Origin of the sequence: Streptomyces lydicamycinicus (genome assembly GCF_000829715.2) — a bacterium.
Taxonomy (GTDB): domain Bacteria; phylum Actinomycetota; class Actinomycetes; order Streptomycetales; family Streptomycetaceae; genus Streptomyces; species Streptomyces lydicamycinicus.
Map to the genome: position 1 here is coordinate 536,717 of NZ_BBNO01000005.1, position 14,123 is coordinate 550,839.

The 14,123-nt window shown below is 72.4% G+C and carries 13 protein-coding genes; 7 read left to right on the forward strand and 6 right to left on the reverse strand.

All coding sequences use genetic code 11. From position 1 onward, the window contains the following. The first annotated feature begins 74 nt into the window (after positions 1-74). Positions 75-1,220: a MurR/RpiR family transcriptional regulator gene (locus TU31_RS20045; RefSeq protein ID WP_042156464.1), complete on the forward strand. Its 1,146-nt coding sequence runs from the start codon at positions 75-77 to the stop codon at positions 1,218-1,220. Between the two features lie 174 nt (positions 1,221-1,394). Here the strand turns inward: TU31_RS20045 and TU31_RS20050 are convergent, their stop codons facing one another. The 5 genes from TU31_RS20050 to TU31_RS20070 form a co-directional block, all read right to left on the reverse strand. Next, positions 1,395-2,729, reverse strand: coding sequence for a type III PLP-dependent enzyme domain-containing protein (locus tag TU31_RS20050; RefSeq protein WP_042156466.1), 1,335 nt, complete (start codon positions 2,727-2,729; stop codon positions 1,395-1,397). A gap of 303 nt (positions 2,730-3,032) precedes the next feature. After that, a complete protein-coding gene (locus tag TU31_RS20055) occupies positions 3,033-4,025 on the reverse strand; it encodes an ABC transporter permease (RefSeq protein WP_245698611.1) in 993 nt (330 codons plus the stop codon). Positions 4,026-4,036: 11 nt separating this feature from the next. Further along, a complete protein-coding gene (locus TU31_RS20060) occupies positions 4,037-5,026 on the reverse strand; it encodes an ABC transporter ATP-binding protein (RefSeq protein WP_078885874.1) in 990 nt (329 codons plus the stop codon). Next, a complete protein-coding gene (locus TU31_RS20065; RefSeq protein ID WP_042156468.1) occupies positions 5,023-5,409 on the reverse strand; it encodes a transcriptional regulator in 387 nt (128 codons plus the stop codon). Before TU31_RS20065 ends, TU31_RS20060 begins: the two co-directional genes overlap by 4 nt. Beyond that, positions 5,406-5,912 (reverse strand): hypothetical protein, encoded by a 507-nt coding sequence (locus TU31_RS20070; protein ID WP_245698612.1) that lies wholly within the window; start codon positions 5,910-5,912, stop codon positions 5,406-5,408. The genes TU31_RS20065 and TU31_RS20070 overlap by 4 nt, the downstream gene beginning before the upstream one ends. A 219-nt stretch (positions 5,913-6,131) precedes the next feature. Between TU31_RS20070 and hutU the strand changes: the two genes are divergently transcribed. The 4 genes from hutU to hutI are packed head-to-tail and all read left to right on the forward strand — an operon-like array spanning position 6,132 to position 11,579. Beyond that, positions 6,132-7,802 carry a urocanate hydratase gene (hutU, locus tag TU31_RS20075; protein WP_042156469.1) on the forward strand — a complete coding sequence of 557 codons (1,671 nt, stop codon included), beginning with the start codon at positions 6,132-6,134 and terminating at the stop codon, positions 7,800-7,802. Positions 7,803-7,819: 17 nt separating this feature from the next. After that, the gene (locus tag TU31_RS20080) at positions 7,820-9,037 is read left to right on the forward strand and encodes an allantoate amidohydrolase (protein ID WP_245698620.1); all 1,218 of its coding nucleotides are present in this window, start codon (positions 7,820-7,822) and stop codon (positions 9,035-9,037) included. After that, a complete protein-coding gene (locus tag TU31_RS20085) occupies positions 9,028-10,380 on the forward strand; it encodes a formimidoylglutamate deiminase (RefSeq protein WP_042156473.1) in 1,353 nt (450 codons plus the stop codon). The genes TU31_RS20080 and TU31_RS20085 overlap by 10 nt, the downstream gene beginning before the upstream one ends. A gap of 17 nt (positions 10,381-10,397) precedes the next feature. Continuing rightward, positions 10,398-11,579 carry an imidazolonepropionase gene (hutI, locus tag TU31_RS20090; protein ID WP_042156475.1) on the forward strand — a complete coding sequence of 394 codons (1,182 nt, stop codon included), beginning with the start codon at positions 10,398-10,400 and terminating at the stop codon, positions 11,577-11,579. Between the two features lie 166 nt (positions 11,580-11,745). Here the strand turns inward: hutI and TU31_RS20095 are convergent, their stop codons facing one another. Further along, positions 11,746-12,681 (reverse strand): RNA polymerase sigma factor SigF, encoded by a 936-nt coding sequence (locus TU31_RS20095; protein WP_042156478.1) that lies wholly within the window; start codon positions 12,679-12,681, stop codon positions 11,746-11,748. 260 nt (positions 12,682-12,941) lie between these two features. Here TU31_RS20095 and TU31_RS20100 point away from each other — a divergent pair, with 260 nt between their 5' ends. Then, on the forward strand, positions 12,942-13,310 hold the full coding sequence (locus tag TU31_RS20100) for an STAS domain-containing protein (protein WP_042156480.1): 369 nt from the start codon (positions 12,942-12,944) through the stop codon (positions 13,308-13,310). Positions 13,311-13,480: 170 nt separating this feature from the next. Then, on the forward strand, positions 13,481-13,981 hold the full coding sequence (locus TU31_RS20105; protein ID WP_042156482.1) for an ATP-binding protein: 501 nt from the start codon (positions 13,481-13,483) through the stop codon (positions 13,979-13,981). The last annotated feature ends 142 nt before the right edge of the window (positions 13,982-14,123 follow it).

Sequence of the window (14,123 nt, forward strand, 5' to 3'; positions counted from 1 at the left end):
CGGAGCGGGCCAGGAATTCCGTACAGTCGGTCGACACAGGACAAGGCCCCCGACCGGGCCGGGAAGAAGAGGCGATGAGCGGGGACGGGGACAACGGCGGCGGCACCGGCGGCACCGGCGGCGTGACCGGCGACGGGTCGCGGGACCGGGCCGGTACGACGCAGGGCGCGCGGGCCGCCGCGGGCGCGGACACCGGGCGGGAGGCCGGTGCGGGCGCGGGCTCGGGCGCGGGCTTGGACTCGGGCGCCGGGAGGAAGGTGGGTGCGGACGCCGGACGCGATGCCGGTGCGGGCCCCGGACGGGACACCGAGGCGGAGACCGGTGCGGACGCCGGGCGGGACGCCGGTGCGGCCCCTGGCGTGAATGCCGGTGCGGATTCCGGTATGGACACCGGCACCGCCGCCCGGCTCCAGAAGCTCTTCGAGGGCCACCGGCTGACCCCCACCCAGCGCCGGATCGCCCACTGCATGGTGCGCCGGGCCGCCGACGCGCCCTTCCTCTCCAGCGTCGAACTGGCCGAACTGGCCGGTGTCAGCCAGCCGTCCGTCACCCGCTTCGCCGTCGCCCTCGGCTTCGACGGCTACCCGGCGCTCCGCCGCCATCTGCGCGAGGTCGCCCCCACGGACAAGCCCGACGACACCGGCTCCTACAACGAGTACCAGCAGGCCGTGCAGGCCGAGATCGACAACCTCCGCCATCTCGCCGCCGCCCTCGCCGACCCGTCTCCGGTGATCGAGGCCGGCCGTCTCTTCGCCGCCTCCCGTCCGCTCCCCGTCCTCGGCCTGCGCGCGGCCACCGCCCAGGCCGCCGGCTTCAGCTACTTCGCCCGCAAGGTCCACCCCGACGTCCGGCTGCTCGACGAGGGCGGCACCATGCTCACCGACCGCATCGACGCCGCCGTACGCGCCGGGGCGAGCGCCCTGCTCTGCTTCGCCCTGCCCCGCCACCCCCGTGAGGTCGTCGACGCGCTGGAGTACGCCCGCACGGCCGGTCTGACCGTCGTCACCGTCGCCGACAGCGCCTTCGCCCCCGTCGCCCACCACACCGACCTCCTCCTCCCGGCCCCCGTCGGCACCGGCCTGGCCTTCGACACGGCCTGCGCCCCCATGCTCCTGGGCCGCGTCCTCCTGGAGGCGATGTGCGACGCCCTGCCCGACGCCCAGGCCCGCCTGGAACAGTTCGACGCCAGGGCGGCGGCCCGGGGGTTGTTCGTGGAGTGAGGTGCGGGGATGGGGCGGACCTCACCCGTTCCGGTGGCGTCCCGTGGGAGGTGAGTGCTGTTCCTGCGCCAGGACGCTGCCGAGTGCGCTCCAGGCCCGGCCCTCGGTTCCCGGTCTCGGCTGCGGCCCTTGGCCGTGGCTCCCGGCCTTCCCCGCCACCGGCCGGCGGCTCGGTTACGGCCGGCCGAGGTCGCGGAGGGCCGCCGCGTGGGCCGAGCCGCTCTCCGCGGTGAGTTCCTCCAGGGTCTGCGGGGTGCGGATGGTCGCGAAGCGGATGGCGCCGTCGGAGTCCGGGGCGTAGCCGTAAATCCCGGGGCGCGGGAGGGAGTTGTAGGCGAAGTGGGTGGAGAAGTAGTACGCGCCGGTGTCCAGGAGCGCGGCATGGTCGCCGGCCTCCAGGAGCGGGAGCGGCCGGTTCTCGGCGACCAGGTCACCCGCGAAGCAGCACGGCCCCGCGATGTCCTGGCCGACCGGAGCGCCCGTCTTGGGGCGCCCTTCGGCGTCGTACCCGGCGACCCGGATCGGCCAGGCCTCGGGGACGAAGACCGTACGGGTGGCGACCTGGGCGCCGGCGTGGGTGACCGCGATCGGCCGGCCGCCGGCCGACTTCGCGTACTCGACGCGGGCGAGGACCGTGCCGTGCTTGGCCAGCAGTGAGCGGCCGAACTCGGTGACGAGGCCGTAGCGTCCGGACAGCAAACCGGGCACGGCCGCGTGGAGCAGCGCGGCGTACTCGCGGTAGGTCGGGGTCTGGGCGTCCGAGGAGAAGTTCACCGGCAGCCCGCCGCCGATGTCGAGGGTGTCGATCTGGTGCCGGCCGGCCTTCTCGTTGATCTCCTCGGCCAGCAGGAACAGGGCCCGTACGCCCGCGGCCATCAGCTCCAGCGCCATGCCCTGGGAGCCGACATGGGCGTGCAGCCGGGTCAGCCACGGGCGGGCGAGGAAGGCGTTGACGACCCACTCGCGGGCGCCCTCGTCGCGCAGCGCGACACCGAACTTGGAGGTGTCGGTGGCGGTGCTCATCGCACCGATGGTGCCGCCGCCGATCTGCGGATTGACCCGCAGGCCGATGGGCGCGGAGGTCGGTGCGGAGGCCATCAGCGCGTCGATCCGCGCCAGTTCCTCGGGGTTGTCGGCATTGACGGCGATCCCGAGGGCCAGCGCCTCACGCAGCTCGGCGAGGGTCTTGGCGGGCGAGTCCAGGACGGTCCGCGCGACCGGCACCCCGGCGGCGCGGGCCAGTGCCAGCTCACCGGGACTGGCCACCTCGCAGCCGAGCCCCTCCTGAGCGAGCAGCTTCAGTACGGGCACCAGCGAGGCGGCCTTCACCGCGAAGGCGTGCAGGACCGGGGTGCCCGGAGCGGTGAACTCCTCGAACGCCGCGCGGAGTTCACCCGCCGAACGCCGGATCCCGGCAATATCCAGCAGCCCGACCACGGGCTCCCCGGCTCCCACCAGCCCCCGCGCAACGGCTGCCTCTACGGCTCGGTCTCGGTCCGTGAACGTCATGACACAACTCCATCATTGGCTGGGGGTACGACGCCAACGCACACCGGGGCATGGTACGGGCGGGGGAGAAGGCACTGGTCAGGCCACCTCCGGGGCCCGGTCGTGGGCTGCTCCGACGCCGGCTCCGGGGTCGGAGCAGCCCCGGTGGCGGGGTTCGTCCCGGGGCGGCTCGGGCCTCCGCCGGCCACCCCCCCCGCTCTGCCGGCCAAGCCGCCGCTGGGACCGTCTGTCCCCTGTGCAGACGGTCCCCGCGCCGCCCAGGCCGCCCGGCCAGGCGCCGGCGCCCTTGCCCCCTCCCCGTTCTCAGACCCCTCGTCCCCCGCTCAGTGACGCCTTGCGGTGGCGTTCGGCGAGGCGGGAGCCGGATTCGCGGCGGGCGGCGCGGCGGAGGAGGGGGATGGCGAGGAGGAAGCCGAGGACGGCCCAGGCGGTGAGTATCAGGGCCACGGTCGGGAGTTCCCAGGAGCCGGCTGGTTCCGCGGCGCGGGCGGCGTCCGGCAGGAGGGCCGAGCGCAGGCCCTGCGCCATCCACTTGAGCGGGAAGACGGAGGCGATCTTCTGGACCATCTCGGGCAGCGAGCTGAGCGGGAACATCGCGCCGGAGGTGATCAGCAGCGCCATGACGGGCAGCATGATCAGGGCAAGCGCCTCCCGCGGGTTCGGGAGTACGGCGCCGATGGCCGCTCCCAGCGGCACGACGGCGAGCAGACCGAGCGCACTGACCCACAGCAGCGTCAGCCAGCCTCCCGGCCCGTGCGGCAGTGGCCCGTCCACCAGCAGCGCGGCCGTCCCCAGCAGCAGGACCAGCGTGCCGAACGCCATCGCTACCACCAGCAGCGACTTGGCGACGAGATAGGCCGGTATACCCCCAGGGGTGGCACGCAGCCGCAGCAGTGCGCCCTCCTCGCGCTCGGTCACCAGGATCTGCGGGAGGTTGACCAGCCCGATCTGGAGCAGCAGATAGGCGGCGAAGCCCGAGAGCGTCAGATGGGCCATCGGGATCTGGGTGCCGGGCACCTTGTCGCTGATGTAGCCGGCGAGCATCAGGGCCACGACGACATTGACCAGATGGCCGCTCAACTCCTTGGGGTTGCGCAGGAGATGGCGCAGCTCGATGCCGCCGCGCAGGACGCCGGCGCGCCAGTAGCGGCGGCGGGGGTGGGGGGCGGCGGCCTCCCGGGGCGCCGCCGCGGTCGTGCGGACCGGTGCCGTGGTGCCCGCCGGGGGTGTGGTCCGCGTGGTGTCGGCCCCCTCGGTCGTGTCCGTCGTCGCTGTCGTTTCCGTCCCGGCTGTCACGTCGGTCCCCCTCATGCGGCTCGCTTCTCCCCGTCCGAGGCCCCGGCCTCGCTCGCGTCCGTGGTCCCCGTGCCGGCGCCGTCCCCGGCGTCCCGGTGGACCATGTGCAGATAGGTGTCCTCCAGCGTCGGCCGCCTGACCTCCAGGTCGGCGACCGGTCCCCCCGTCTCCCGGTGGAGTTCCCAGACCAGCTGGGACGGGTCCTCGGTACGTTCGCGCCGGGCCGTACCGTCGGGTGCCGTCCAGCGGACCTCGGCCTGGGCGGCGGCCCTGCGGGCCAGTTCCGACGGGGTGCCGTAGGCCCGGATCCGGCCGTTGACCAGCATCGCTATCCGGTCGGCCAGTCGCTCGGCCTCGGCCAGATCGTGCGTGGTGAGCAGGATCGTGACGCCCTCGTCGCGGGCGAGCCGTTCGACCAGATCGTGGAAGTCGCGCCGGGCCTCGGGGTCGAAGCCGGTCGTCGGCTCGTCCAGGAAGAGGAGTTCGGGGCGGCCGACGATGGCGAGTGCGACGTCCAGACGGCGGCGCTGACCGCCGGAGAGCCGGTCGACCTGCTGGCGGGCCTGCTCGGTGAGGCCCACCAGGGCGAGGAGTTCGGCCGGGTCGCGCGGCCGCGGGTAGTACGTGGCGAAGTGCGTCAGCAGCTCGGCGACCTGCCAGCGGCGGTGGTCGCGCCAGGACTGGAGGACCAGGCCGATCCGCGCGCGCCAGGAGTCGTCGCCGCGCGCCGGGTCCGTGCCCAGGACGGCGACCTCGCCGGCGGAGCGCTGCCGGAAGCCCTCCAGGATCTCGACGGTGGTGGTCTTTCCGGCGCCGTTGGGGCCGAGCAGCGCGAAGATCTCGCCGCGATGGATGTCCAGATCGATGCCGTGCAGGACGTGTGCGCCGCCGTACGACATCCGCAAGTCGCGTACCCGGATGATGGGTTGGCCGGCGGGGGAGCCCGTGGGTGCCGGAGCCGTCATGGCCTGGCCTACGGGCTGGTGGTCGGTCGTCGTCATCGGCCCGCCTTCGCGTGGTGTTGCCGTTGCTGGGTGACTGGAGCCGTCGCGCCGGCGGCCTCCGGCGCCGGTCCGGCCGCCGCGGCGGGCCCCGCGCCCTCGACGATGGCCCGGAGCGCGGCCACATGCCCCTCGAAGGCGGTCCGGCCGCGGCTCGTCAGCCGTACCTTGGTGCGGCGTTTGCGGCCGCCGCCTTCCTTGCGGATCTCCAGATATCCGGCCTCTTCCAGGGTGTGCAGCTGCTTGGAGAGCGCGGAGTCGCTGAGCGAGAGGCTGTCGCGGATGAAGGGAAAGTCGGCCCATTCCGTGGCGGCGAGCAGCGCCACCACGGACAGCCGGGTGGAGGGGTGGATCAGTTCGTCGAAGCCGCTCGGGGTGCTCATCGGACCGCCTTCTCGTGGGTGGCTCTGCCGGCCCGGTCGCGGAGCGTGCTGACCGCCCAGCGGTTCGCCGGGCCGACGAAGAGCAGGAAGGTGGCCGCCGAGAGGGTGGCCTGGATCAGGCTGCCGAACGGCAGCGCCAGCCACTCGACCAGACGGCCGGAGAGCAGGATGGCCACGAGGGTCACCACCATGCCCGCGAAGAAGGTCGCGAACGACCGCCAGCTGTGGCGCGAGCGGTGCAGCCGGATCCGTGTGCGGCGGTTGTAGACCACCGCCAGGGTGCCCAGCACGGCGATATAGGCGGTCAGCGCCAGCCAGAACGCCCACCTGGGCAGATCCAGGCCGGAGACGGCGAGGAACATCCACATGATGGCGGCGGTGGTGTACGTCGCCCCGGTGTCGCCCTGGGCGGTTCTCTCGATTTCGTCGTACACCCGCTCCTGCGGCACCCGGATCCGCTGTAGATCCTGCCAGGCCTTTTCGGCATCCACGGTCGTGGTCATGGTCATCGCCTCCCCAAGGCGGTCGCGCTTTCCCCGTTGACTTGCCCACTAGGAAAGTTAGCGCAGACTTTCCCGGTGGGCAAGTCAAAAATTGCCGCAGGGGTCGGCCGGTTCGCGCGGCTCGCCGCGAGTGGCTCACCGTGCCCTGTTGACTAGCGCTATTCATCAACCTCAATATGTGAATAGCTCAATCCATTCGACGTCAGGGAGGCACGGCCCATGTCGGGACCGCGACCCGTGCGGGCACCGCGCGGTACGGAGCTGAGTGCTCGGGGATGGCAGCAGGAAGCCGCGCTGCGCATGCTTCAGAACAACCTCGATCCGGAGGTGGCCGAACACCCGGACAAGCTCGTCGTCTACGGCGGCACCGGCAAGGCCGCACGTGACTGGCGCTCCTTCGACGCGATGGTGCGCACGCTCACCACGCTCAAGCAGGACGAGACGATGCTCGTCCAGTCCGGCCGGCCGGTCGGCGTGATGCAGACGCACGAATGGGCCCCGCGGGTGCTCATCGCCAACTCCAACCTCGTCGGCGACTGGGCCAACTGGGAGGAGTTCCGCCGCCTGGAGGCCCTCGGCCTGACCATGTACGGGCAGATGACCGCCGGTTCGTGGATCTACATCGGCACCCAGGGCATCCTCCAGGGCACCTACGAGACCTTCGCCGCCGTCGCCGCCAAGAAGTTCCACGGCACGCTGGCCGGGACCATCACCCTCACCGCCGGGCTCGGCGGCATGGGCGGCGCCCAGCCGCTCGCCGTCACCATGAACGACGGCGTCGCCATCTGCATCGACGTCGACCCGCGCGCGATCGAGCGCCGGATCGAGCACCGCTACCTGGACGTGAAGGCGAACAGCCTCAAGCACGCCCTCGAACTCGCCGTCGAGGCCCGTGACCAGCGCAAACCGCTCTCCATCGGTCTGCTCGGCAACGCCGCCGAGCTGCTGCCGCAGATGCTCGCCGAGGGCGCCCCGATCGACATCGTCACCGACCAGACCAGCGCCCACGACCCGCTGGCCTACCTTCCGGTCGGCATCGACTTCGATGACATGGCCGCCTACGCGGCGGAGAAGCCCGCCGACTTCACCCAGCGGGCGCGCGAGTCGATGGCCCGGCACGTCGAGGCCATGGTCGGCTTCATGGACGCCGGCGCCGAGGTCTTCGACTACGGCAACTCGATCCGCGGCGAGGCCCAACTCGCCGGATACGAGCGGGCCTTCGCCTTCCCCGGCTTCGTCCCCGCCTACATCCGGCCACTGTTCGCCGAGGGCAAGGGCCCGTTCCGCTGGGCCGCGCTGTCCGGCGACGCCCGTGACATCGCCGCCACCGACAAGGCGATCCTGGACCTCTTCCCGGAGAACGAGTCGCTGGCCCGCTGGATCAAGATGGCCGGTGAGCGGGTCCACTTCCAGGGCCTGCCCGCCCGGATCTGCTGGCTCGGCTACGGCGAGCGCGACAAGGCCGGTGAGCGCTTCAACGAGATGGTCGCCGACGGCACCCTGCGCGCCCCGCTGGCCATCGGCCGCGATCACCTCGACTGCGGCTCCGTCGCCTCGCCCTACCGCGAGACCGAGGCCATGAAGGACGGCTCGGACGCGATCGCCGACTGGCCGCTCCTCAACGCCATGGTCAACGTCGCCTCCGGCGCCTCCTGGGTCTCGCTGCACCACGGCGGCGGCGTCGGCATGGGCCGCTCGATCCACGCCGGGCAGGTCACCGTCGCCGACGGCACCCCGCTGGCCGGCGAGAAGATCCGCCGGGTGCTCACCAACGACCCCGGCATGGGCGTCATCCGGCATGTCGACGCGGGCTACGAGCGCGCCGACGAGGTGGCCGCCGAGCGCGGTGTCCGCATCCCGATGCGCGAGGGCGAAGGCGAGGGCGCGTGACCTCCTCGTTCCACGAGATGTGGGAGGAGCTGCGGCCCCTGGGCCGCGACTCCTCCTCCGGGGGCTACCGCCGCTACGCCTGGACCGGCGCCGACGCCGACTGCCGCGCGTGGTTCCGGGCCCAGGCCGAGGCCCGTGGCCTCAGCTACGAACTGGACCGCAACGGCAACCAGTGGGCCTGGCTCGGCGCCACCGGCTACCAGGACGTGGCCCCCGGCGACGCCGTCGTCACCGGCTCCCACCTGGACTCCGTACCGGACGGCGGCGCCTACGACGGCCCGCTGGGTGTCGTCTCCTCCTTCGCCGCGCTGGACGAACTGCGCCGGAGGGGAGCGGAGTTCGGCAAGCCGCTGGCGATCGTCAACTTCGGCGACGAGGAAGGCGCCCGCTTCGGCCTGGCCTGCGTCGGCTCCCGGCTCGCCGCCGGTGCGCTGACCGCCGAGGCCGCGCGCCGGCTGCGCGACGGCGACGGCATCACCCTCCCGCAGGCCATGGAGCGCGCCGGATACGACCCCGAGGCCATCGGCCCGGACCCCGAACGGCTCGCCCGGATCGGCGCGTTCGTCGAACTCCACGTCGAGCAGGGCCGCGCCCTGGACCTGTCCGGTGACCCGGTCGGCATCGCGTCCGCCATCTGGCCGCACGGCCGCTGGCGGTTCGACTTCCACGGCGAGGCCAACCACGCCGGCACCACCCGTCTCGACGACCGCCGCGACCCGATGCTCAGCTATGCCGCGACCGTGCTCGCCGCCCGCGAACAGGCCCGGCTGGCCGGGGCCCTGGCCACCTTCGGGAAGATCAGCGTGGAGCCGAACGGCGTCAACGCCATCCCCTCGCTGGTCCGCGGCTGGCTGGACTCCCGCGCCGCCGACCAGGAGACCCTCGACACGGTGATCACCGGGATCGAGCGGGCCGCCGCCGAGCGCGCCGCCCGCGACGGGGTGGACCTGACCGTCGTCCGGGAATCCTTCACCCCCGTCGTGGAGTTCCAGCACGCCCTGCGGGACGAGCTGAGCGCGATCCTCGGCAAGACGGGGGAGCGGGCCGTGCCCGTGCTGGGCACCGGCGCCGGGCACGACGCCGGTATTTTGTCCGGAACCGTCCCCACCGCGATGCTGTTCGTCCGCAACCCCACCGGCGTCTCGCACTCACCCGCCGAGGCGGCCGACGAGGACGACTGCGTCGCCGGGGTCACCGCACTCGCCGACGTACTGGAGGGGCTGGCGTGCCACTGACGCCGCAGGCAACGACTACGTACTGGCTCGAACACGCCTGGCTCGGCACCCATGTCGAGCCGGGCGTGGCCGTGGACACCGCGGACGGGCGGATCACCGCCGTCCGTACCGGGGCGGACACCCCGCCGCCCGGCGCCACCGCGCTGCGCGGCCTGACCCTCCCCGGACTCGCCAACGCCCACTCGCACGCCTTCCACCGCGCCTTGCGCGGCACCGTCCAGGTCGGCACCGGCACCTTCTGGACCTGGCGCGAGATCATGTACAGCGTCGCCGACCGGCTGACCCCCGACACCTATTACGCCCTCGCCTGCGCCGTCTACGCCGAGATGGCGCTGGCGGGTATCACCTGCGTCGGCGAATTCCACTACCTGCACCACGCGCCCGGCGGCACCCGCTACAGCGACCCCAACGCCATGGGCGAGGCGCTGCTCGCCGCCGCAGCCGATGCCGGTATCCGCATCACCCTCCTCGACACCGCCTACCTCTCGGCCGGCTTCGGCGCCGCGCCCAACCACCACCAGCTGCGCTTCTCCGACGGCACCGCCGACCGCTGGGCCCAGCGCGCCGACGCACTCAAGGAGCGCCCGCACGCCCGCATCGGCGCCGCCATCCACTCCGTACGCGCCGTCCCCGCCGGGCAGCTCGGCACCGTCGCGGACTGGGCCCGCGAACGGCAGGCCCCCCTGCACGTCCACCTCTCGGAGCAGACCGCCGAGAACGACGCCTGCCGCGACGCGCACGGCGTCACCCCCACCCAACTGCTGGCCGACCACGGTGCGTTGGGCCCCCGCACCACCGCAGTGCACGCCACCCACCTCACCGACGAGGACATCGCGCTCCTCGGCGGTTCCCACACGGGCGTGTGCATGTGCCCCACCACCGAACGCGACCTCGCCGACGGCATCGGCCCGGCCGCCCGGCTCCAGGGCCGCGGCAGCCCGCTCTCCCTCGGCAGCGACAGCCATGCCGTCATCGACCTGCTCGAAGAGGCCCGCGCCATGGAGCTCGACGAGCGGCTGCGCACCCGCACCCGCGGGCACTGGACGGCCGCCGCCCTGCTGCGCGCCGCGACCGCCGACGGTCACGCCGCCCTGGGCTGGGACGACGCCGGAACCCTCGAAGCCGGGTCGCTCGCCGACCTCACCACGATCGCACTGGACTCCGTACGCACCGCCGGACCACTGCCCCGGCTGGCCGCCGAGACGGCCGTATTCGCCGCCTCCGCGGCGGACGTACGACACACCATCGTCGGCGGGCGGCAGATCGTCCGGGACGGTGTGCACACTCTTGTCCCCGATGTACCCACCGCCCTCGCAGCATCCATCGCCGCCGTACGCGGCTGAAGGAGAACACCCCCGCGATGACGACGACCTCCGCGCCCACCACCGCCATCACCCACATCGCCCAGCTCGTCACCAACGACCCCTCCCTCGGCGAAGGCCCCCTCGGTCTGATCCAGGACGCGGCGGTCGTCATCGACGGCGACCGCATCGCCTGGGTCGGTACCTCCAGCAAAGCATCCGCCACTGACAACGCCGTCGACGCCGGCGGCCGGGCAGCCATCCCCGGCTTTGTCGACTCCCACTCCCACCTGGTCTTCGCCGGTGACCGTACCGCGGAGTTCAACGCCCGGATGTCCGGCCGCCCTTACTCCGCCGGCGGCATCCGCACCACCGTCGCCGCCACCCGCGCCGCCACCGACGAGGCCCTGCACGCGAACATCGCCCGCTACCTCGCCGAGGCGCTCCGCCAGGGCACCACCACCCAGGAGACCAAGTCCGGCTACGGCCTCACCGTCGACGACGAGGCCCGCGCGCTGCGCATCGCCGCCGAGCACACCGACGAGGTCACCTTCCTCGGCGCGCACATCGTCTCGCCCGACTACGCCGACGACCCGGCCGGCTACGTCGACCTCGTCACCGGCCCGATGCTGGACGCCTGCGCCCCGCACGCCCGCTGGGTCGACGTCTTCTGCGAGAAGGGCGCCTTCGACGGCGACCAGGCCCGCGCCGTCCTCACCGCGGGCCGGGCCAAGGGCCTGGTGCCGCGGGTGCACGCCAACCAGCTCGGCCACGGGCCCGGCGTCCAGCTCGCCGTCGAGCTCGGCGCCGCCTCCGCCGACCACTGCACCCACCTCAGCGCGGCCGACATCGACGCCCTCGCGCAGTCCGACACCGTCGCCACCCTGCTGCCGGGCGCCGAGTTCTCCACCCGCGCCCAGTGGCCCGACGCCCGTCCGCTCCTGGATGCCGGCGCCACCGTCGCCCTGTCCACGGACTGCAACCCCGGCTCGTCCTTCACGAGTTCGATGCCGTTCTGCATCGCGCTGGCCGTCCGCGACATGGGAATGACCCCCGACGAGGCCGTGTGGGCGGCGACCGCGGGCGGCGCCCGCGCACTGCGCCGCACGGACGTCGGCCGGATCACCCCCGGCGCCCGCGCCGACCTCGCCCTCCTGGACGCGCCCTCGCACGTCCACCTCGCCTACCGGCCGGGCGTCCCGCTCGTATCGGCCGTGTGGCACAAGGGAGTTCGCGTCTGACAGCGGTCAACCGGACGGTCCGCGCGCGTCGCTCATACGCCGCGCGGACCGCGGCGCCGAGCCGCCCGTACACAGCGAAGGAGGGCCCGTCCCGAGTACCCCGGGGCAGGCCCTCCTTCGCGCGGGCGGCTGCCGGCCGTGGTGGCCGGCAGGGACCGCGGGTCCCTCACTCGTCGATCATCAGCCCCTTGCGGAGCCGGACGAGGGTGCGGGAGAGCAGACGGGAGACGTGCATCTGGGAGATGCCCAGCTCCTCGCCGATCTCGGACTGCGTCATATTGGCGACGAAGCGCAGCGAGAGGATCTTGCGGTCGCGCGACGGGAGTTCGGCGATCAGCGGCTTGAGGGACTCCACGTACTCGATGCCTTCGAGCCCGTGGTCCTCGTAGCCGATGCGGTCCGCCAGCGCGCCTTCGCTGTCGTCCTCCTCGGGCTGGGCGTCCAGCGAGCTCGCGGTGTACGCGTTGCTCGCGGCCATCCCCTCGACGACCTCGTCACGGCTGATGTCGAGGCGTGCGGCGAGTTCGTGCACCGTGGGGGCGCGGTCCAGCTTCTGCGCGAGTTCATCGCCGGCCTTGGCGAGGTCCAGACGCAGTTCCTGAAGCCGCCTCGGTACCCGCACCGACCAGCTGGTGTCGCGGAAGAAGCGCTTGATCTCGCCGACGATGGTCGGCATCGCGAACGTCGGGAACTCGACGCCACGGCTGAGTTCGAAGCGGTCGATCGCCTTGATCAGGCCGATCGTGCCGACCTGGACGATGTCCTCCATGGGCTCACTGCGGGAGCGGAACCGGGAGGCCGCGAACTTCACCAGCGCGAGGTTGAGCTCGACCAGGGTGTTGCGGACGTACGCGAATTCGTGGGTGCCTTCCTCAAGCGTTTCGAGTCGCTCGAAGAGGGTCTTGGACAGAGCCCTCGCGTCCACCGGGCCCACCTCGTCGAACGGCGGGATCTCGGGCAGATCGACCTCAGTCATCTCTGCCAGATCTGATTCGACAGGCAGCGGCTGGGCAGGGATCTGTCCGGTCGGGTCGGACGGGGGTGTCGACGATGCGGGCTGCCGGGTGTCGTCGGTGCGCAATTCGTCGAGCCGGGGTGACATGGTCTCCTCCATCGTTCTCGGCATATGGCTGCCGATGCCTCTACGCGAAGCTGCGGTGTGCGGCGCCTCCAAAGCCGGCCGTTTCGAATGTGTGCTTCTACGCCTACCTGGCTTTGACTGAAGATGGCAAGTGCGTGTTGTCCGTATATTGAGCAATATGCGGATTGTTCGGCTACCGAGAGGCGTCAGGAAGGCGTAGGGTTCGACGAGCGCAGTCGGTAAGCAAACAGTCGTCTAGACAGCAAGAGGGGTGCGCGCGCATGGACCGCGGGACGGTCGGCAGTGCAAGCCGGGGCCGGCTTCACGTCGAGATCCGCCATCACGGCGCCAGCGCGGTGGTGACGGTCTCCGGTGAGCTGGATCACCATACGGCTGATCTGTTGCGTGAGTCACTGGAAGGCTGTGTGGACGACGGCTACGCACGCCTGGTGGTGGACTGCTCACCCCTTGAGTTCATGGACTCCACCGGTCTCAATGTGCTGCTCGGCGCGCGGCTGAAGGCGGAGGCCGAGGGGGGCGGGGTGCATTTGGCGGGGATGCAGCCGGTGGTGGCCCGGGTCTTCGAGATCACGGGCGCGGAGGCGGTCTTCACGGTGCACGACTCGCTCGAAGCGGCGCTGGCCGACTGACGTGACGGCGGAGTCCGGAAGGTTGCATTCCGGGCACGTAGTACGTGTCACAACTTCCGTACCCAAGAAGTGGGTGTTCTCACCGTCCGGTCGGGCAGGAGACATCTGAATCCTTGAATCAGTCAGTATCTGTTTTCCGTGAACAGGCGAATCGGTGAGGTGAAGCGCTGATGAGCACCACCCGGCCGTACCCGCCGGGCGATCTCGGCCCGGAGCCGGGCGGCGCCGGCGCTTCCGCCGCCCCGGCAGCCGCCCTCCCGGCGGGTCAGATCCGTCGGCTGCGCCTGGCGGGCGCCCGAGGAGCCGTGGCGCGCGGCCGTGACTTCGCCCGGGAGGCCCTGCACGACTGGGGCTGGCTGCCGGCGGCCGGCGCGGACCGGCGGGCCGCGGCGGAGGATGTGCTGCTCGTCGTCTCGGAGCTGGTCACCAACGCCTGTCTGCATGCCGAGGGGCCTGAGGAGCTGCGGCTGCGCTGCACCGGCAAAGTGCTGCGCCTGGAGGTCAGCGACCTCGGCGCGGGCCAGCCGGCGCCGCGCAGCCCCCACCGTCCGGGCCGTCCCGGCGGCCACGGCATGTTCATCGTGCAGCGGCTGTGTCTGGACTGGGGCGTGGTGCGCCACGCCGACGGTGCGGGCAAGACCGTATGGGCGGAGCTCGCCGCGCCGTCCTGAAGGGGCGGCTTCGCCGGGGAAGAGTTGAGCGCGGGCCTGTGGGCCCGCGCTTCGTCGTTTGCGGAATCTTCCGTTCGGCGCCTCCGGGCCGCCGTGCTCCGGGCCGGATTTCCCCGCTGCCCCGGGCCCGGGCCGATCGGGG